The sequence below is a fragment of the Microbacterium hominis genome, from assembly GCF_013282805.1.
Lineage (GTDB): Bacteria > Actinomycetota > Actinomycetes > Actinomycetales > Microbacteriaceae > Microbacterium > Microbacterium hominis_B.
This window is the reverse complement of record NZ_CP054038.1, coordinates 2,137,473-2,157,159: the sequence shown is the minus strand read 5'-3', so window position 1 is coordinate 2,157,159 and position 19,687 is coordinate 2,137,473. Positions and strand designations below refer to the sequence as shown.

Genomic DNA, 19,687 nt, shown 5'->3' with positions numbered 1-19,687 from the left:
GTGCCGCGCTCGGCCCCCACGGTCGCCTACAAACCGCGGCCGGGGGAGATCCCGACCAACCCCGGTGTGTACCGCTTCCGCGACATCGACGGCCGTGTCCTGTACGTGGGCAAGGCGAAGAGCCTGCGCGCACGACTGTCGAACTACTTCGCGCCGCTGCACACGCTGCACGAGCGCACCCGACGCATGGTGACCACCGCGGCGTCGGTGGAGTGGACCGTCGTCGCCAGCGACGTCGAGGCGCTCCAGCTGGAGTACATGTGGATCCAGGAGTTCTCGCCGCCGTTCAACGTGCGGTACAAGGACGACAAGTCGTATCCGTTCCTCGCGGTCACGCTCGCCGACGAGGCGCCGCGCGTGATCGTCACCCGCAACCGCCGCATCCGCGGCGCGAAGTACTTCGGGCCGTACCCGAAGGTGTGGGCCGTGCACGACACGATCGACCTGATGATCAAGGTCTTCCCGATCCGCACCTGCAGCGACGCCTCGTACAAGAAGGCGATGGCCACGGGCCGGCCCTGCTTCCCGGGACAGATCGGCCGGTGCGGGGGACCCTGCTCGATGAAGGTCACGATCGAGGAGCACCGCGCGATCGTCGAGGACTTCGTCGCGTTCCTGGGCGGCGGCGACCAGCGTTTCACGAAGGACCTCACCGCGCGCATGCGGGAGGCCTCGGCGGCGATGGACTACGAGGCCGCCGCGGAGTACCGCGACAAGCTGCAGGCGATCGACGCCGTGCTCAGCAAGAGCGCGCTGGTGCTCGCCGCGGACACCGACGCCGACCTCTTCGGCATCGCCGAGGACGAGCTGGCGGCGACCGTGCAGCACTTCGTGATCCGCGGCGGACGCGTGCGCGGCGTGCGGGCGACGACCCTCGAGAAGGAGCTCGACATCACCGGCGGCGACCTGGTCGACCAGGTGCTGCAGCGCACCTACGGCGAGGCCTCGGCCGCCGACATCCCGCGGCAGGTGCTCGTGCCCGCACTGCCCGACGACACCGAAGAGCTCGAGCAGTGGCTGCGCGACAAGCGCGGCCGCAACGTGTCGATCAGCGTGGCCCAGCGGGGGCGCAAGGCGGAGCTCATGAAGACGGCGCAGCTCAACGCGCAGCAGGCGCTCGTGCTCCACAAGACCCGGCGCACCAGCGACTACGTCGCGCGGACCCAGGCGCTCACCGATCTGCAGAGCGCACTCGGGCTCGCCGAAGCGCCCCTGCGCATCGAGTGCTTCGACGTGTCGCACCTGAGCGGGACGAATGTCGTCGCCTCGATGGTCGTCTTCGAGGACGGTCTGCCGCGCAAGGACCAGTACCGCTCGTTCTCGGTGGCCGACACGACCGACGACACCGACTCCCTCCACCAGGTGCTCACGCGCCGGCTGGCCTACCTGGATCGCCCCGACGAGGCCGGCGAGGAGGATGCCGCGCCCGCGCCCGCGGCGTCGGTCGAGCATGCCGCACTCAGCGCCGACGAGAACGTCGTGACCGAGCGACGTCGACCGCGCTTCGCCTATCGCCCGCAGCTTCTCGTCGTCGACGGCGGCCAGCCGCAGGTTGCCGCGGCCGCGCGGGCGCTCCGCGAGGCGGGCCACGAGGAGATCGCGCTGTGCGGCATCGCCAAGCGGCTCGAGGAGGTCTGGCTGCCGGGGGAGGACTTCCCGGTGATCCTCCCGAGGACCTCCGAGGCGCTGTACCTGCTGCAGCGGCTGCGCGATGAGGCCCACCGCTTCGCGATCACCCATCAGCGCAAGCGCCGCAAGCGCGACATCCAGAGTGTCCTGTCCGAGGTGCCGGGGCTCGGCGCGGCGCGGATCCGTGCGCTCCTGCGCCACTTCGGCTCGGTGGCGGCTCTGCGTGCTGCCACGCCGGAGCAGATCGCGGAGCTTCCCGGGGTCGGCCCCAGGCTCGCGGCCGCGGTGCATGCGCACCTCGGCGGCGAGCGCGACGGCGGCGACGATCTCGCGACTGCTGAGGAGCAGGCGGCATCCGCGATCGAGGCGGAGTCCGACGCGGACGCGGATGCGAACGCACTAGGCTGAACGCGACGACGGGGGTGGTCATGACGGACGGGGAACCGCGGGAGCCCGGCGAGATCCTGATCGTGACGGGCATGTCGGGGGCCGGACGCTCGACCGCGGCGAACGCTCTGGAGGATCTCGACTGGTACGTGGTCGACAATCTTCCGCCGCAGATGCTCAAGCCGCTCCTGGACCTGAGCGAGCTCGCCGGCGAGTCGCTGCCGCGGGTCGCCGTGGTCGTCGATGTGCGCGGTCGTGACCTCTTCTCCGAGCTTCCCCAGGCGATGAGCGCACTGCGCGAGGGGCGTCAGATCCGCGTGCTGTTCCTCGACGCCTCCGACGAGGTGCTCGTGCGCCGCTTCGAGGCGGTGCGAAGACCGCATCCGCTGCAGGGCGATGGCACGATCCTTGATGGAATCCGGCGCGAACGCGCGCGGCTCGGCCAGGTGCGCGAGGGTGCCGACGTCATCATCGACACGTCGGCACTGAACATCCACCAGCTCGCGACCCGGGTGGCCGAGCTGTACAGCGAAGAGGGCGCCGCACGCCACACGGTCACGCTCATGAGCTTCGGATTCAAATACGGGCTCCCGCCCGATGCCGATCTGGTCGTCGACATGCGATTTCTGCCGAACCCGTTCTGGAACCCGGAGCTTCGCTCGCTCACGGGGGAGGACGAAGCCGTCCGCGCGTTCGTGCTCGCCCAGACGGGTGCCTCGGAGTTCCTCGAGGCGTACGCCTCGGCGCTGCGTCCCGTGCTCGAGGGCTACCAGCGGGAGAACAAGAGCCACTCGGTCGTCGCCGTCGGCTGCACCGGCGGAAAGCACCGCTCGGTCGTGATGGCCCGCGAGCTCGCCGCGCGGGTGTCCGACGTCGCGGGCGTCGCGGTGCGGGTCAAGGATCGCGACCTCGGGCGCGAGTGAGGCGCCGTCCGAGTAGGCTGGACGATCGTCCCCGAACCTGAGGAGTCCCGTGTCGCTGACCGCTGACGTCAAGGCTGAGCTGATCGGAGTGCGCGATCCGCGTCCGAGTGTGCGGATCGCGGAGCTCACGTCTCTGCTGCGCTTCGCGGGCGGACTGCACTCCATCGCCAACCGCGTCGCGGTCGAGGCGGAGGTCGATTCCGACCCGCTCGCGCGCCGTGTGGCGCGGGATCTGATGGAGATCTACGGCGTCCGCCCCGAGCTCGTGCACGTGCAGGGGTCGGGTGGGCGCGGAAACGGTCACTTCGCCGTGCGCGTGATCGAGGGCGGCGAGACCCTCGCCCGACAGACCGGGCTGCTGGATCAGCGGCGCCGGCCGGTGCGCGGTCTGCCGAACAAGCTGACCACCGGGTCGCGCCCCGACCTCGCCGCCGTGTGGCGGGGCGCGTTCCTGGCGGCGGGTGCGCTGAGCGATCCCGGCCGCTCGGCGTCGCTGGAGATCACCTGCCCATCGGGCGAGGCGGCGATGGCGCTGGTCGGTGCGGCGCACCGCATCGGGATCGCGGCGAAGGCGCGCGAAGTGCGCGGGGTGCCCCGCGTGGTGGTGCGCGAGGGCGAGGCGATCCGCACCGCGCTGGCGCACATGGGCGCCGAGCGGGCGGCGGCGGAGTGGGACCAGATGCGTCAGCGGCGCGAGGTGCGCGCGGGCGTGAACCGCCTCGTGAACTTCGACGACGCGAACCTCCGCCGCTCGGCGCAGGCGGCCGTGGCGGCATGCGCCCGGGTGGAGCGAGCCCTGGAGATCCTCGGCGCCGACGTGCCGGAGCACCTCCGCGAGGCCGGCGAGCTGCGCCTGGCGCACCGCGACGCGAGCCTGGACGAGCTCGGACACCACGCCGACCCTCCGCTCACGAAGGATGCCGTCGCCGGTCGAATCCGCCGGCTGCTGGCCATGGCCGACAAGAAGGCGGAAGCCGACGGCATCCCCGGCACCGAGTCCGCCGTGCCGGCCGGCGTGCAGGAGTGAGCGGCGCTCGCTAGCGCCCCGTCACGCGTCGACGCAACCCCGGCGCACGGCCGCCGGTCCTCACTAGGATGAACTCCGTCCCCTCGCTGCGCCGAGGCCTCGGCGCAGCGCCGACAGGAAGAAGAGAACATGGCGAAGTACACCTTGCCCGACCTCACCTATGACTACGCGGCGCTCGCCCCGCACATCAGCGCCACGATCATGGAGCTTCACCACTCGAAGCACCACCAGGCGTACGTGACCGGTGCGAACACCGCGCTCGAGCAGCTGGCCGAGGCCCGCGAATCGGGCAACCTCGCGAACGTGAACAAGCTCGAGAAGGACCTCGCCTTCAACCTGGGCGGTCACACCAACCACTCGATCTTCTGGACGAACCTCTCGCCCAATGGCGGCGACAAGCCCACCGGCGAGCTCGCCGCGGCCATCGACGACCACTTCGGCTCGTTCGACAAGTTCCAGGCGCACTTCACGGCAGCCGCGCTCGGCGTGCAGGGCTCAGGATGGGCCGGCCTGTTCTGGGATTCGATCGGGGAGAACCTGATCATCCAGCAGTTCTTCGACCAGCAGTCGCAGTTCGCCGCCGGATCCGTGCCGCTGCTCCTGCTCGACGTGTGGGAGCACGCGTACTACCTCGACTATAAGAACGTGCGCGCCGACTACGTGAAGGCTTTCTGGAACATCGCCGACTGGGCGAACGTCCAGACCCGCTTCACGACGGCCCGTGAGAAGACCGCAGGCCTGCTGGTACTGTCATAGCCAGTGCGGGCGTCCCTGCGGGGAAACCGCAGGGACGCCGTTGTCCAACCGTCTGAAATCGCGCTATTGGCGCACGACACACTCAGGAGACATTCCGTGACCGTCAAGATCGGAATCAACGGCTTCGGCCGCATCGGACGCAACTTCCTCCGCGCCGCCCTCGAGCAGGGTGCGGACCTCGACATCGTTGCGGTGAACGACCTCACCGACAACAAGACCCTCGCCCACCTCCTCAAGTACGACTCGGTCGGCGGTCGCCTCGACGCCGAGGTCTCGTACACCGAGGACTCGATCACCGTCGGCGGCAAGAGCATCAAGGTGTTCGAGGAGCGCGACCCCGCGAACCTCCCCTGGGGCGACCTGGGCGTCGACATCGTCATCGAGTCCACGGGTCGCTTCACCAAGGCCGTCGACGCGAAGAAGCACATCGCCGGCGGTGCCAAGAAGGTCATCATCTCGGCGCCGGGCACCGACGTCGACGGGACTTTCGTGATGGGCGTCAACGACGGCGACTACGACCCCGAGACGATGCACGTCATCTCGAACGCGTCGTGCACCACGAACTGCCTCGCACCGCTGGCCAAGGTCTTCAACGACAACTTCGGCATCGAGCGCGGCTTCATGATGACCGCCCACGCCTACACCGCGGACCAGAACCTGCAGGACGGCCCCCACGGCGACCTGCACCGTGCCCGTGCCGCCGCGCTGAACATCGTGCCGGCCTCGACGGGTGCGGCCAAGGCCATCGGCCTCGTGCTGCCCGAGCTCAACGGCAAGCTGAGCGGTTCGTCGTACCGTGTTCCGGTTCCCACCGGCTCGATCGTCGACCTCACGATCATCACGCCCACCGAGGGACTGACGGTCGAGAAGATCAACGCCGCCTACGAGGCCGCCGCCGCCGAGGGTGCGCTCAAGGGCTACCTGAAGTACAACACCGACGCGATCGTGTCGACCGACATCCAGCTCGACCCGCACTCGTCGGTGTTCGACGCCGGTCAGACCAACGTGAGCGGCAACCTCGTCAAGGTCTCGTCGTGGTACGACAACGAGTGGGGCTACTCCAACCGCCTCGTCGACATCACCGAGCTCGTCGCGGAAAAGCTCTGAGGTAGTCCCATGGCATTGCGCACCCTCGATTCGCTGGGTTCGCTGGCCGGAAAACGCGTCATCGTCCGTGTTGACTTCAACGTCCCCCTCAAGGACGGCGTCATCACGGACGATGGCCGTGTTCGGGCAGCACTTCCCACGCTGAACCACCTGATCAACCAGGGCGCCAAGGTCGTCGCGTGCTCGCACCTCGGCCGCCCCGACGGCGCGCCCGATGCGAAGTACAGCCTCGCGCCCGTCGCCCAGCGCCTCTCCGAGCTCCTCGGCAAGCCCGTCGCGTTCGCGCGCGACACGGTCGGCGAGTCGGCACAGGAGGCCGTCGCCGCGCTCGAGGACGGAGATGTCGCCGTCATCGAGAACCTGCGCTTCAACGCGGGGGAGACGGCCAAGGACGACGCCGCGCGCCGCGCATTCGCCCAGGAGCTCGCCGCGCTCGGCGATGTCCTGGTGTCGGACGGCTTCGGCGTCGTGCACCGCAAGCAGGCCTCGGTCTACGATCTCGCGGAGCTGCTGCCCTCGGCGGCGGGCTTCCTGATCGAGAAGGAGGTCGATGTCCTCGACCGTCTGACCGAGAACCCGGCGCCGCCCTACACGGTCGTCCTCGGCGGATCGAAGGTCAGCGACAAGCTCGGCGTCATCGAGCACCTGCTGCCGCGCGTGCAGAAGCTGTGCATCGGCGGAGGCATGATGTTCACATTCCTCGCCGCGCAGGGCCACAAGGTCGGCAAGAGCCTGCTCGAGGCCGACCAGCTCGACACGGTGCGCGGCTACATCGACACCGCCGCCCAGCGCGGCGTGGAGCTGGTGCTCCCCGTCGACGCGGTCGTGGCGGCATCGTTCTCGGCCGACGCGGCCCACGAGATCGCCGACGCCGACAAGCTGGAGGACACGGCGTTCGGCGCCGACGGTCTCGGGCTCGACATCGGCCCCGAGACGGCCGAGCTGTTCGCCGCGGCGATCCGCGGGTCGAAGACGGTGTTCTGGAACGGGCCGATGGGCGTGTTCGAGATGCCCGCCTTCGCCGCGGGCACGAAGACGGTCGCGGCGGCGTTGACCGACGTCGACGGACTGTCGGTCGTGGGCGGGGGCGACTCGGCAGCGGCCGTGCGCCAGCTGGGCTTCGCCGACGACGCGTTCGGCCACATCTCCACCGGTGGCGGTGCCAGCCTCGAGTTCCTCGAGGGCAAGAAGCTTCCCGGACTGGAGGTCCTCGGATGGTCGTGAATCGGATGCCGCTCATCGCAGGCAACTGGAAGATGAACCTGGATCACCTGCAGGCGGTCGCGTTCGTGCAGAAGCTGCACTGGACGCTGAAGGATGCCAAGCACGAGGACGGCGACGTGGAGGTGGCGGTGTTCCCGCCGTTCACGGATCTGCGGACCGTGCAGACGCTGCTCGATGCGGACAAGATCCCGTTCGCCCTGGGCGCGCAGGACGTGTCGACCCAGGACTCGGGCGCGTACACGGGTGAGGTGTCGGGAGCGTTCCTGGCCAAGCTCGATGCCCGCTACGTGATCATCGGCCACTCGGAGCGACGCCAGTATCACGCGGAGACCGACGAGGTCGTCGCGGCGAAGGTGCAGGCGGCGCTGCGCCATGGACTGGTGCCGGTGATCTGCGTGGGCGAGACACTGGAGCAGCGCGAGGAGTCCGGTCCGACTGCTGTGTCGGTCGCGCAGCTGCGGGTCGCCCTGGAAGGCGTGCCGGCCGGTGCGGAATTCGTCGTGGCGTACGAGCCGGTGTGGGCCATCGGCACCGGTCAGGTCGCTTCGCCCGACCAGGCGCAGGAGGTGTGCGCTGCGCTGCGCGGCGTCATCGGCTCCGCACTCGGCGACGACGCGGCGGCACGCACCCGGGTGCTCTACGGTGGCTCGGTGAAGGCCGCGAACATCGCGAGCTTCATGCGCGAGCCCGATGTCGACGGCGCCCTGGTGGGTGGCGCGAGCCTCGTGGTCGACGAGTTCTCGGCGATCATCCGCTACCAGAAGCACGTCGGCGTCTGACCGCCCCGGTCCCGGGCGCGGCCGCACAGCCGCGCCCGGGACCACACGTATACTTGACCCCTGTGCGGTCCGACGGACCGCTTCGAAAGGCTTCAAAGACTGTGCAGATCCTCGAGTTCGTCCTGCAGGTGCTGCTGGGCATCACCAGCCTGTTGCTCACCCTGCTCATCCTCCTCCACAAGGGCCGTGGCGGTGGTCTCTCCGACATGTTCGGCGGCGGCATGAGCTCCGCGCTGGGTTCGTCGGGCCTGGCCGAGCGCAACCTCAACAGGTTCACGATCGTGCTGGCGCTGGCGTGGTTCGCCGCCATCGTCGCGCTGGGCCTGATCACGAAGTTCCAGGGGATCTGATGGCCACCGGCGGCAACGCGATCCGCGGCACCCGTGTCGGTGCCGGCCCGATGGGCGAGCAGGACCACGGCTTCCACGCCGAGCGCGTGGCCGTCTCGTACTGGGACGCCATGGGCAATGAGACCGTTCGGTACTTCGCAGCGGGCATCCCCGAGGAGGAGATCCCCGACGTGATCGACTCCCCGCACTCGGGCCTCCCCGCCGGTCGCGACAAGGACAACCCGCCCGCTGTCGCCAAGACCGAGCCGTACAAGACGCACCTCGCGTATGTGAAGGAGCGTCGCACGGAGGAAGAGGCCGAGGAGCTCCTCGGCGACGCGCTGACTCAGCTCCGCGAGCGCCGCGGGCAGGCCTAGAGCACACCTGCACAGACGAGAAGCGCGGATGCCGGCCGGCATCCGCTCTTCTCGTCTGTACAGCTCGCGCTCAGTACTCCCGGTCGATGAGCTCGGGCGGCACCATCGCGGCCGCCGCCTGGTCGACGAAGAAGATCGTGCGCTTGCAGCCCTTGGCGCCGGCGGCGGGGACTCCCTCGTAGCTGGCACCGGCCAGCGCGAGTCCGAGTGCTGACGCCTTGTCCTCGCCGGCGAGCACCATCCACACGCGCTTGGAGGAATTGATGACGGGCCGCGTCATCGTCACGCGCTCCGGCGGGGGCTTGGGGGACTGCCGCACGGGAACCACGGCGCGGTCGGTCACCTGGATCTCCGGGCGATCGGGGAAGAGCGAAGCGATGTGCGCATCGGGCCCGACGCCCAGGAAGCAGACGTCGAACGACGGCCATGGCCCGCGGGAGGATGGGAACCGCGCGAGGTCGCGCGCGTAGGCTTCGGCCGCTTCGTCGAGGCTCACGCCTTCGTCCGCGGCAGCGACGGCGTGGATGTTCCCGGCGGGGATGGACAGCGCGTCCAGCAGTGCCGCGCGCGCCTGCACCTCGTTGCGGTCGGGGTGCACGCGCGGCACGAACCGCTCGTCGCTCCACCAGAAGTGCACGCGCGACCAATCCACCGCGGCGCAGCGCGGATTCCGTGCCGCCGCCGCAAGCACCGCCGAACCCATGCTCCCGCCGGTCAGCGAGATGTGCACCGTCTTGCCCTCATCGATGCGCTTGAGCACGCGGGTCACGAAACGGGCCGCTACGGACTCGGCGAGGGTCGCGGGATCGGTCGCGATGACGACGCGCTTCGGTGCCCATTCCTCAACCATGCGTCGGACTCACGCCTCCTGTGCCGGGGGCTCCAGGAGCTCCCATCCCTCGGTGATGACTCGACCATACAGGAGGTCGGGATCCAGACGTCGGAGCTCCTCTGCGAGGCATTCGCGGAGGGTGCGTCGGGGGAACGACAGCTCGTGGCTGGGCTGGCCGGGCTGGGTGAGAACCGCGACGTTGCTCGAGGGGCGCTCGAGGTTGATCTCCCCGCTCTCGCGCACCAGGGTCACGGACTTGATTCCGTGCGGCCACTCGGACGGATCGAGGTAGGCCCAGTCCACGGGCACGTCGAGCACCAGACGCAGCCAGGCGGCCAGCAGCGCCGTCGACGGCGAGTCGGAGGCGCCGCGCACGCGCACGGCGGTGACGGGCTCGTACGGCGGCTGATCCAGGATCGAGGCCAGCTGCTCGCGCCAGTGCGTCAGGCGGGTCCAGGCGAGATCGGTCGATCCGGGGGCGTAGGCTCCGCCGAGCTGCGCCACCCACGCTGCCGGGTCCGACTTCGTCGCGGCGTCCGTGATGCGTCGCTGGGCGATCCGCCCGATCGAGGTCCGCGCGGGCTCGCCCGGGGTCTTGTTCGGCCACCAGGCCACCACCGGGGCATCGGGGAGCAGCAGGCCGGTCACGAGCGATTCGAGGTTGGCGTTGCCCGCCTCGCCGCGCACGGTGAGGGTCACGACCTCGCTCGCGCCCGCGTCGCCACCGACGCGTATCTGCGCGTCGAGGCACGAGGGCGCGTCCGGATCGCTGATCATCAGCACGATGACCCGCATCGGGTGCTCGCGCGACGCGTCGTTGGCGGCCTCGATGACCTCCTCCATCGCCCCGTGCCGGGTGATGATGATGAGCGTCAGCACACGGCCGAGCGCGACCGCGCCGCCCTCTTCGCGCACGTTGACCAGCGCGCGGGAGATCTTGCTGACGGTGGTGTCGGGCAGATCGACGATCACGGGCGCCTCCAGGTCCGTCCTGCGCGGGAGAGCATCTCATCCGCGGATGCCGGGCCCCAGGAGCCGGGCGAGTACTGTTCGAGCGGGCCGCCCTGCTGGGCCCAGAACTTCTCGATCGGGTCGAGGATCTTCCAGGAGAGCTCGACCTCTTCGTGCCGCGGGAACAGCGGCGGGTCGCCCAGGAGCACGTCGAGGATGAGCCGCTCATAGGCTTCGGGGCTGGCCTCGGTGAACGCGTGCCCGTAGCCGAAGTCCATGGTGACGTCGCGCACCTGCGCGCCGGCCCCCGGAACCTTCGAGCCGAACCGGATCGTCACGCCCTCATCGGGCTGCACGCGGATCACGAGGGCGTTCTGTCCCTGGCCCGACGTCTCGCTGCGCGAGAACAGCAGCTCCGGAGCGCGCTTGAACACCACCGCGATCTCGGTCACGCGACGACCGAGGCGCTTGCCGGTGCGCAGGTAGAAGGGCACGCCCGCCCATCGCCTCGTGTTCACCTCGAGGGTGATGGCCGCGTAGGTCTCGGTCTCGGACTGCGGGTTCATGCCGTCTTCCTCGAGGAAGCCGAGCACCTTCTCCCCGCCCTGCCACCCGCCGGCGTACTGGCCGCGCGCGGTGGTGGTCGCAAGGTCGGCGGGAAGGGTCACCGCGGCGAGCACCTTCTCCTTCTCGGCACGCAGGTGCTGGGCGTCGAAGGAGATGGGCTCCTCCATGGCGGTGAGCGCCATGAGCTGCAGGAGGTGGTTCTGGATGACATCGCGCGCCGCCCCGACGCCGTCGTAGTACCCCGCCCGGCCGCCCACGCCGATGTCCTCGGCCATGGTGATCTGCACGTGGTCGACGTAGTTGCGGTTCCAGATCGGCTCGTACAGCTCGTTCGCGAAGCGCAGCGCCAGGATGTTCTGGACCGTCTCCTTGCCGAGGTAGTGGTCGATGCGGAAGATCGAGTCGGTCGGGAAGGTCGATCGCAGCGCGTCGTTGAGCGACTGCGCCGACTCGAGGTCGTGCCCGAACGGCTTCTCGATCACCACGCGGCGCCAGCGATCGGGACGATCGGCCGTGTCGTCCACCAGGCCCGACACGCGCAGCTGTTCGGCCACGATCGCGAAGTCCTTGGGAGGGATCGAGAGGTAGAACGCGTGGTTGCCCATCGTGCCGCGCTCGACGTCGAGCTTCTCGACCGTCTCGCGCAGACGGCGGAACGCCGCTTCGTCGCCGAACTCGCCGGAGACGAAGCGGATTCCCTGGAGGAGCTGCTGCCACGTCTCGTCTCGGAACTCCGTGCGGGCGTGCTGGCGGACCGCGTCGTGCACGACCTGCGCGAAGTCCTGGTCCTCCCAGTCGCGTCGGGCGAACCCGACCAGCGCGAATCCGGGTGGCAGGAGGCCGCGATTGGCCAGGTCGTAGACGGCGGGCATCAGCTTCTTGCGGGACAGGTCGCCGGTGACGCCGAAGATGACGAGCGCGCTCGGACCGGCGATGCGGTTCAGGCGACGGTCTTCGGGGTCACGCAGGGGATTGTGCCCGCGCGAGATCTCGACGGTCATGTGTGGGTTCTGCTCCTACTGGGCTGCTTCGAACAGCGACAGGACTTCGATCTGGGGGTCGGTCAGGGTGAGGGTGACGACGGGGCGTCCGTGCTCGGCGAGCACGCGCGCGTCGCCGGCCGCCTGGGCGGCGATCAGCTCGCCGAACGTGAACGGGCGACCGGGGATCTCCAGGTCCACGTCGCTGCGCTCGAGGATCTGCAGGAACACGCCGTCGGCCGGCCCGCCCTTGTGGTACTGCCCGGTGGAGTGGAGGAACCGCGGCCCCCATCCGAAGGTCGCGGGCCGCCCCGAGTCCGCCGCGACGAGCTCGCGCAGTCCGGGCAGCTGCGGCAGGGCCAGACGGTTCACGTAGGCCTGCACGGCGACGTAGCCGCCGTCGGGGATGCGGCTCCACAGGGCGTCCAGCACACCGGCGAGCGTTCCGGATTCCGCGAGGGCGGGGTCGCTCGTGCGGACCTCGACGCCGCTCTCGACGAACGCGGGTCCGGTGGGGACGGGACGGGCATCGAGGAGGCCGCGTGCGGCATCCTTGGCCGATTCGACGTCGGGCTGATCAAACGGGTTGATCCCGAGCATCCGCCCGGCGATCGCGGTCGCGTACTCCCACACGACGAACTGCGCGCCCAGGGAGCCGCTGATCAGCACCTCGCCGTGGTGGTGCTCGAAGAAGTGGAACTCGTTCGCCTCGTCGACGATCCGCACGATCTGCACGTCGTCCGGCACATTCTCCACTTCGGGCGAGACAGACAGGAGCACGAGGGGGAGGATGCCGGTGCCGGCCTTCCCGGTCGACTCGGCGACGAGCTGCTCGATCCAGTCGGGGAGTCCGGCGATGTGGGTGCCGTCGGTGATGAGGCCCAGCTTGTCCCTGCGGGGATCGCCGCCGGCGATGGCCGCCGCCAGCACCAGCGCCGGATTCTCGGGGCTGTCGATCGCCACCTCCAGGAGCGTGGCGTCGGCCTCGTCGAGGATCTCCGAGATGTCGGCACCGGCCAGGCCCGCCGGCACCAGGCCGAAGGCGGTCAGTGCCGAGTATCGGCCGCCCACAGTGGGATCGGCGGTGAAGACGCGGTAGCCGTCGGCACGTGCCGACAGCTCCAGCGGCGACCCCGGATCGGTGACCACGATGATGCGCTCGGCCGGGTCGATGCCGATGTCGCGGAACGCGGTCTCGAACGCACGCTTGGCGGAGTCGGTCTCGACCGTCGACCCCGACTTCGACGCGACGACGAGGGCGGTGCTCTCGAGCCCGCCCGTCTCCGCGTCTCCGTCGATCGCCGCCAGCACCTGGCCCGGCGAGGTCGAATCGAGGATGACCAGCGGCACGCCGGCTGTGCGGGTGATGACCTCGGGCGCGAGCGACGAACCGCCCATGCCGGCGAGCACGATCCGCCCGACTCCGCGGGCGCGCAGATCGTCGCGCAGGGCATGGATCTCGTCGACGAGCGGGCGCGAGACGCTGACGGCCTGCACCCAGCCGAGCCGCTGCGAGGCCTCCGTCTCCGCCTCGGGACCCCACAGCGTGGGGTCGCCGGCGGTGACGCCCGACGCGACCAGGTCGCCGATCAGGCCGGGCAGGGTCTCGTCGACGACCGACTTGACGTGCCCCGTCAGGTGGATCTCGAAGCTCATCAGGCGGTTTCCAGTGCGCCTTCGAGGGCTTCCTTGACGGTGGCCTGGAGGTCGTGCCAGGAGGCGATGAACTTCTCGACGCCCTCGTCTTCGAGCACCTGGGTGACGTCGGCGAAGTCGACACCCACGGCGGCGAGATCGGCGAACACCTGGTGCGCGGTCCCGTAGGTGCCGGTGATGGTGTCGCCGGCGATGTCGCCGTGGTCGAAGGTGGCCTCGAGGGTCTTCTCGGGCATGGTGTTCACCGTGCCCGGGGCGACCAGCTCGGTGACGTAGAGCGTGTCGGGGAGGTTCGGGTCCTTCACGCCGGTGGAGGCCCACAGCGGGCGCTGCACGTTGCCGCCGGCGGCGATGAGCGCCGCCGCGGCGGGCTCGGCGAACTTCTGCTCGAACAGCTCGTACGCCAGACGCGCGTTGGCCACGCCCGCGAGCGACTTCAGACCCGCGGCCTCGTCGGTGCCGATGGCGCTGAGGCGCTTATCGACCTCGGTGTCCACGCGGGACACGAAGAACGAGGCGACCGAGTGGATGCCGGAGATGTCGTGCCCGGCCGCCTGGGCCTGTTCGAGCCCGGCGACGTAGGCGTCGATGACCTCGGCGTAACGCTCCAGCGAGAAGATCAGCGTCACGTTCACCGAGATGCCCGCTCCGATGACCGCGGTGATCGCCGGCAGGCCCGCCTTGGTCGCGGGGATCTTGATGAGCGTGTTCGGGCGGTCGACGGTGGCCCACAGCGCCTGGGCCTGCGCGATGGTCGCGTCGGTGTCGTGTGCGAGGTCGGGGGAGACCTCGATCGACACGCGTCCGTCCACGCCGCCGGTGGCGTCGTAGACGGGGCGGAAGATGTCGGCCGCGTCCCGGACGTCGTCGGTCGTGGCCGCGAAGATCGCGTCGTCGACGGTCGCGCCCTTCTTGGCGAGGTCGGTGATCTGGTCGGCGTAGGAGGCCGCACCCGAGCCGATCGCACCCTGGAAGATGGTCGGGTTGGTGGTCACGCCCACCACATCGCGGGTCTGGATCAGTTCGGCGAGGTTGCCGGAGGTGATCCGGTCGCGGGAGAGGTCGTCGAGCCAGATGCTGACACCGGCGGCCGACAGTGCCTGGGTGGGGGTGCTCATGCGTACTCCTTCGTGAGTGCCGCGGCGGCGGCGATGGTCTCGCGGGCCGCGTCGGCGACCGCGTCGGCGGTGAAGCCGAACTTCTCGAACAGGGTCTTGTAGTCGGCGGAGGCGCCGAAGTGGTCGATCGCGACCGAGCGGCCGGCGTCGCCGACGATCCCGGCCCACGTGAGCGCGGAGCCGGCCTCGACCGACACGCGCGCCTTGACCGCCGCGGGGAGCACCGACTCGCGGTACTCCGGGGTCTGCTCCGCGAACCATTCCAGCGACGGGGCCGACACCACGCGGGCGTTCACGCCCTCCGCGGCGAGCGTCTCCCGTGCGGCCACGGCCAGCTGCACCTCGGAACCGGTCGCGATGAGGATCACGTCGGGGGTGGCACCCTCGGCGTCGATCAGGACGTACGCGCCCTTGGCGACGCCGTCGGCGGTGGCGAAGCCGTCTTCGCCGCGTGGGAACACCGGGATGTTCTGACGGGTCAGGGCGATGCCCGCGGGGCCGCCCTGGCGGCGCAGCAGCTCCAGCCAGGCGTGCGCGGTCTCGTTCGCGTCGGCGGGACGCACCATGGTGAAGTTCGGGATCGCCCGGAGGGTCGCGAGCTGCTCGATCGGCTGGTGCGTCGGCCCGTCCTCGCCGAGGGCGACCGAGTCGTGCGTCCACACGTAGATGGAGGGGACGTCCATGAGGGCGGCCAGGCGCACCGCGGGGCGCATGTAGTCGCTGAAGATCAGGAACGTGCCGCCGAACGCGCGGGTCGGACCGTGCAGCACGATGCCGTTGACGATCGCGCCCATCGCGTGCTCGCGGATCCCGAAGTGCAGCACCCGCCCGTACCGGTCTCCCGTCCACTCCTCGGTGGACCACTCGGCGGGGATGAACGACTTCGCGTCCTTGATCGTGGTCAGGTTCGACTCGGCCAGGTCGGCCGATCCGCCCCACAGCTCGGGCAGCTGCCCGGCGAGCGCGTTGATGACCTGTCCGGATGCCGCGCGGGTCGACACGTCCTTGCCCGATTCGAACACCGGCAGTGCGTCGGCGAGGTCGGCGGGAAGCTCGCCCGCCTGCAGGCGGTCCAGCAGCGCCTTGCGCTCGGGGTTCGCGGCGGCCCAGGCGTCGAAGGAGACCTGCCATGCGGCGCGCTGCTCGGCGGCGCGGTCGGCCAGCGCCCGGGTGTGCGCGATCACGTCGTCGGCGACGGCGAACGTCTCGGCCGGGTCGAAGCCGAGGATCTCCTTGGTCGCCGCCAGCTCGTCCCCACCGAGGGCGGAGCCGTGGATCTTGCCGGTGTTCTGCTTGTTCGGCGCCGGCCAGCCGATGATCGTCTTGAGGATGATGATCGAAGGCTTCCCGGTCTCTGACTTGGCCGCCTCGATCGCCGCGAACAGCTCCGCCGGGTCCTCGGCATACTCCCCGGACTTCTTCCAGTCCACGGTCTGCACGTGCCAGCCGTACGCCTCGTACCGGGCCGCGACGTCCTCGGTGAACGCGACGTCGGTGTCGTCCTCGATGGAGATCTGGTTCGCGTCGTAGATCACGACGAGGTTCCCCAGCTCCTGATGCCCCGCCAGCGACGACGCCTCGGAGGTGATGCCCTCCTGCAGGTCGCCGTCCGACGCGATCACGTACACGAAGTGATCGAAGGGCGACTCGCCCGCCGGCGCCTCCGGATCGAACAGACCCCGCTCATAGCGGGCCGCGTACGCGAACCCGACCGACGTGGCCAGACCCTGCCCCAACGGGCCGGTGGTGATCTCCACACCCTTGGTGTGGCCGTACTCCGGGTGGCCCGGCGTCAGCGACCCCCACGTGCGCAGCGACTTCAGATCATCCAGCTCCAGCCCGAAGCCGCCGAGGTACAGCTGCACGTACTGCGTGAGCGAGGAGTGGCCCGCCGACAGGATGAACCGGTCGCGGCCCAGCCAGTCGGTGTCGGCCGGGTCGTGCCGCATCACCTTCTGGTACAGCAGGTACGCCGCCGGCGCGAGGCTCATCGCGGTGCCCGGGTGACCGTTGCCGACCTTCTCCACCGCATCCGCAGCCAGCACACGAGCGGTGTCCACCGCGCGCCCATCGATCTCTTCCCAACGCAGTTCCGACACCCGGCAGCCCTTCTTCGTGGATGTGCGCCCAGAAAGCAGCCGTTCCGCGGCCCTTGTCCGGTGTGGGAGAAGGGGGCTCGGCGCGGGGCGCGCGTGTGGACTCAGCATAGCGAAGGGGTATGTCGCCCCGGCCATGCGGTCCGCTTCTGTGACGCAGTCTTTCGCGGCCGACCTCCGCCGCCGTGTCACGGCGGTGTCGGCGACGTGACGATCCGCTCACGGGATCGGGATGCCGGTTGTGAGGGCTCCGGGCGGGCGGGCCAGGTGCGGGCGATGGCTTAGACTTGGGTGAATCTGCAGGCGGCGATTGCGGGGGCGATGCACACCACGACGACGGCCAGGGTCGATACCCGGGCGCCGCACGAGACCCGGCAGAGCATCGGACGCACCGTCAAGGCGTACATCGCGCTGACGAAGCCGCGCGTCCTCGAGCTCCTGCTGGTGACGACCGTGCCGGTCATGCTTCTCGCGGCCGGAGGTCTGCCGAGTCTGTGGCTGGTCCTCGCGACGGTCGTCGGCGGATCGATGAGCGCCGGGTCTGCCGCGGCCTTCAACATGTACCTCGACCGTGACATCGATGCGCATATGCGCCGCACGGTCAACCGGCCGATCGTGACCGGCGAGGTCTCGCCGCGCGGCGCGCTGATCTTCGCGTGGACGCTCGCGGCGGCATCCACCGTCTGGCTCTGGCTGACGACGAACTGGCTGGCAGCGACCCTCTCGGCGGGGGCCATCTTCTTCTACGTCGTGATCTACACGATGATCCTCAAGCGCCGCACCGAGCAGAACATCGTGTGGGGCGGTATCGCGGGGTGCTTCCCGGTGCTGATCGGATGGACGGCGGTGACCGGATCGCTGGCGTGGCCGCCGCTCATCCTGTTCGCCCTCGTGTTCCTCTGGACGCCGCCGCACTACTGGCCCCTGTCGATGAAGTATCGCGACGACTACGAGGACGTCCACGTGCCGATGCTCGGCGCCACCCGCAACGGCTCGCAGGTGGGGCTCCAGGTCATCCTCTACGCGTGGGCGACCGTCGCATGTTCGCTTCTGCTCGTGCCCGTCGCCGGGATGGGTCTGGTGTACACGGTCTCCGCGCTGGTGTTCGGCGGCTGGTTCATCTACGAGTCGCACGTGCTCTACAATCGCGCGGTGCGCGGCACCGAGCCGCGCCCGATGCGCGTCTTCCACGCGTCGATCACCTATCTGACGCTGCTGTTCGTGGCGATCGCGGTCGACCCCCTGCTTCCGTTCTGATCACTCCCGCGTGCGACGAAGGGCCCGGGAGATCCCGGGCCCTTCGTCGCACGCGCGTGGCCGCTCAGCGGGCGGCGGCGGGCTCCTTCTCGTCATCGACCGTGTCGATCGCCGAGGTGTAGCCGAGGCCGCGCTCGTAGCCGTGGCCGGCGGGTGCGGCATCCACGGGCTCGTCGATCTCGTCGTCGAGCGGCTCGACGACCTCGACGGCGGCAGCCGGACGCAGCGTCGCGATCGCACCGACGGTGAAGGCGAGCAGGAGGCCGAGCACGCCGGCGCCGATGAGGATGGCGCCGAGCACGGCCAGCGACTGGCCGACGTAGACCTCGACGCCCGTGGCGGTGCCGTCCAGCAGCGTCGTGGTCATCGTGCCGAGCTTGTCGACGAGGATGAGCGCGCCGGCGGCGGCGCTGGCCAGCGAAGCGGTGATGAGGCCCCAGAACGGGATGCTGCGGGCCAGGCGGGGACGGGCGGACATTCGATCACTCCTCTTGGGCGCGGCTCGGTTGGCCGCGGCATCCCTCACCCTTGCAGTGCTGTCCGTACAGGACCTCGGTGGACCCTATGCGTTTCTTGTGTGCGCGTCGCGGTCTGCGGCCACCGGCTGACGCAGACCCATCGTGACGACCGTGTACGCGGCGGCCGAGAGCGAGGCGAGCACCATGTGGATGCCGACGAGGACCTCGGGGAGCCCCTCCCGCGCCTGCCACACGCCGACCGCGATCTGCACGACGATCGCGGCGGTGAGCACGAGCAGCCAGACGCGGACGGGGAGCTTGCCCACCCAGGCTGAGACGGTGAGCACGAGCACCAGCACACCGAGGATGTAGCCCGGCCAGGAGTGGACGTGCGCGAGCACCGTCGCATCGAAGCCCGTGCGGATGATGTTCTGGTCGCCGGAATGCGGACCCGAGCCCGTGGTGAGCACGCCGAACAGGATGGTGGCGGCCAGGGCGAGTCCGGTGAGATGGGTGAGCACGGCGAACCAGCGCGGCACCGCGCGCTCGCGCGGGCCGGCGACCGCATGCATCCGCACGAGATACGCGGCCGTCACGCACACGAGCAGCAGCGACGAGACGTAGTGGAACCCGACGATGAACGCGTTCAGGTCGCTGATCACCGCGAGACCGCCCACGACAGCCTGGGCCATGACGCCGGCGAGGACCACCCACGCGAGCGCGGCGAGATCGCGTCGACGCGGCGCGCGGCGCAGCGAATCGACCATCGCGACGAGCACCGCCAGCAGGAGCGCGCCCGAGAAGAAGCCGAAGGCGGGAAGGCCGAAGGGGGCGGTCACCGCGTAGGCGAGCACGGCCGCGGCGATCCCGCCGACGGCGAACCACACGGCACGCAGGGTGAGCGCGGCGCCGCCGATGGCGGCGAGGGTGAGCAGGAGCACGGCCAGGGCCAGCAGTCCCACGACCCCCGTCATGGTGCGGTTGCCGAATTCGATGATCCCGTGGATGCCCTGCTCGGGGAGCGGGACCAGCGACTCGGGCGTGCACAGCGGCCACTCCGAGCAGCCCAGACCCGAACCGGTGAGTCGCACGGCCCCGCCGGTGCCGATGATGATCACCTCGGCGAGGAACGACAGCCAGGCCAGCACGCGCAGCGGGCGGCGGATGACGATTCCGGACTCTGTCGTGGGCGTGGCGGAAATCGTGGACATGGGGCCTCCGGGTGCCGCCGCCG

18 protein-coding genes are annotated in these 19,687 nt (G+C 69.9%); 10 read left to right on the top strand and 8 right to left on the bottom strand.

Translation table 11 applies throughout. From position 1 onward, the window contains the following. The 9 genes from uvrC (at window position 1) to HQM25_RS09680 (ending at window position 8,538) form a co-directional block, all read left to right on the top strand. A complete protein-coding gene (uvrC, locus tag HQM25_RS09720) occupies window positions 1–2,037 on the top strand; it encodes an excinuclease ABC subunit UvrC (protein WP_172990049.1) in 2,037 nt (678 codons plus the stop codon). Window positions 2,038–2,057: 20 nt separating this feature from the next. Further along, entirely contained in the window at window positions 2,058–2,939 is an 882-nt protein-coding gene (gene rapZ, locus HQM25_RS09715; protein WP_172990048.1) for an RNase adapter RapZ, read from the top strand. Between the two features lie 49 nt (window positions 2,940–2,988). Continuing rightward, entirely contained in the window at window positions 2,989–3,966 is a 978-nt protein-coding gene (whiA, locus tag HQM25_RS09710; RefSeq protein WP_172990047.1) for a DNA-binding protein WhiA, read from the top strand. 129 nt (window positions 3,967–4,095) lie between these two features. Further along, window positions 4,096–4,722: a superoxide dismutase gene (locus HQM25_RS09705; RefSeq protein WP_172990046.1), complete on the top strand. Its 627-nt coding sequence runs from the start codon at window positions 4,096–4,098 to the stop codon at window positions 4,720–4,722. Window positions 4,723–4,818: 96 nt separating this feature from the next. After that, entirely contained in the window at window positions 4,819–5,829 is a 1,011-nt protein-coding gene (gene gap, locus HQM25_RS09700) for a type I glyceraldehyde-3-phosphate dehydrogenase (protein ID WP_172990045.1), read from the top strand. A gap of 9 nt (window positions 5,830–5,838) precedes the next feature. Next, a complete protein-coding gene (locus tag HQM25_RS09695; RefSeq protein ID WP_172990044.1) occupies window positions 5,839–7,053 on the top strand; it encodes a phosphoglycerate kinase in 1,215 nt (404 codons plus the stop codon). Next, window positions 7,044–7,832 (top strand): triose-phosphate isomerase, encoded by a 789-nt coding sequence (tpiA, locus tag HQM25_RS09690; protein ID WP_172990043.1) that lies wholly within the window; start codon window positions 7,044–7,046, stop codon window positions 7,830–7,832. The genes HQM25_RS09695 and tpiA overlap by 10 nt, the downstream gene beginning before the upstream one ends. A 101-nt stretch (window positions 7,833–7,933) precedes the next feature. Beyond that, on the top strand, window positions 7,934–8,182 hold the full coding sequence (secG, locus tag HQM25_RS09685; RefSeq protein WP_172990042.1) for a preprotein translocase subunit SecG: 249 nt from the start codon (window positions 7,934–7,936) through the stop codon (window positions 8,180–8,182). Continuing rightward, the gene (locus tag HQM25_RS09680; protein WP_172990041.1) at window positions 8,182–8,538 is read left to right on the top strand and encodes an RNA polymerase-binding protein RbpA; all 357 of its coding nucleotides are present in this window, start codon (window positions 8,182–8,184) and stop codon (window positions 8,536–8,538) included. Before secG ends, HQM25_RS09680 begins: the two co-directional genes overlap by 1 nt. A 70-nt stretch (window positions 8,539–8,608) precedes the next feature. On the opposite strand, the gene pgl is transcribed toward HQM25_RS09680, so the two are convergent. From pgl to tkt, 6 genes are read right to left on the bottom strand one after another with little or no spacing between them, the layout of a single operon-like run. Beyond that, window positions 8,609–9,388, bottom strand: coding sequence for a 6-phosphogluconolactonase (pgl, locus tag HQM25_RS09675; protein ID WP_172990040.1), 780 nt, complete (start codon window positions 9,386–9,388; stop codon window positions 8,609–8,611). A gap of 9 nt (window positions 9,389–9,397) precedes the next feature. Beyond that, window positions 9,398–10,342: a glucose-6-phosphate dehydrogenase assembly protein OpcA gene (locus HQM25_RS09670; RefSeq protein WP_172990039.1), complete on the bottom strand. Its 945-nt coding sequence runs from the start codon at window positions 10,340–10,342 to the stop codon at window positions 9,398–9,400. Then, window positions 10,339–11,889: a glucose-6-phosphate dehydrogenase gene (gene zwf / locus HQM25_RS09665; protein WP_172990038.1), complete on the bottom strand. Its 1,551-nt coding sequence runs from the start codon at window positions 11,887–11,889 to the stop codon at window positions 10,339–10,341. Before zwf ends, HQM25_RS09670 begins: the two co-directional genes overlap by 4 nt. A gap of 15 nt (window positions 11,890–11,904) precedes the next feature. Next, window positions 11,905–13,524 carry a glucose-6-phosphate isomerase gene (locus HQM25_RS09660; RefSeq protein WP_172990037.1) on the bottom strand — a complete coding sequence of 540 codons (1,620 nt, stop codon included), beginning with the start codon at window positions 13,522–13,524 and terminating at the stop codon, window positions 11,905–11,907. Next, complete coding sequence (tal, locus tag HQM25_RS09655) at window positions 13,524–14,642, bottom strand: transaldolase (protein WP_172990036.1); 1,119 nt, start codon at window positions 14,640–14,642, stop codon at window positions 13,524–13,526. Before tal ends, HQM25_RS09660 begins: the two co-directional genes overlap by 1 nt. After that, on the bottom strand, window positions 14,639–16,741 hold the full coding sequence (tkt, locus tag HQM25_RS09650) for a transketolase (protein WP_172990035.1): 2,103 nt from the start codon (window positions 16,739–16,741) through the stop codon (window positions 14,639–14,641). Before tkt ends, tal begins: the two co-directional genes overlap by 4 nt. A gap of 318 nt (window positions 16,742–17,059) precedes the next feature. Between tkt and HQM25_RS09645 the strand changes: the two genes are divergently transcribed. Beyond that, window positions 17,060–17,995 carry a heme o synthase gene (locus HQM25_RS09645; RefSeq protein ID WP_172991602.1) on the top strand — a complete coding sequence of 312 codons (936 nt, stop codon included), beginning with the start codon at window positions 17,060–17,062 and terminating at the stop codon, window positions 17,993–17,995. A gap of 64 nt (window positions 17,996–18,059) precedes the next feature. On the opposite strand, the gene HQM25_RS09640 is transcribed toward HQM25_RS09645, so the two are convergent. Together HQM25_RS09640 and HQM25_RS09635 are read right to left on the bottom strand one after the other, a co-directional pair. Then, entirely contained in the window at window positions 18,060–18,473 is a 414-nt protein-coding gene (locus tag HQM25_RS09640; RefSeq protein WP_172990034.1) for a dinucleotide-utilizing enzyme, read from the bottom strand. A gap of 84 nt (window positions 18,474–18,557) precedes the next feature. After that, window positions 18,558–19,664: a COX15/CtaA family protein gene (locus HQM25_RS09635; protein WP_172990033.1), complete on the bottom strand. Its 1,107-nt coding sequence runs from the start codon at window positions 19,662–19,664 to the stop codon at window positions 18,558–18,560. Between the last annotated feature and the right edge of the window lie 23 nt (window positions 19,665–19,687).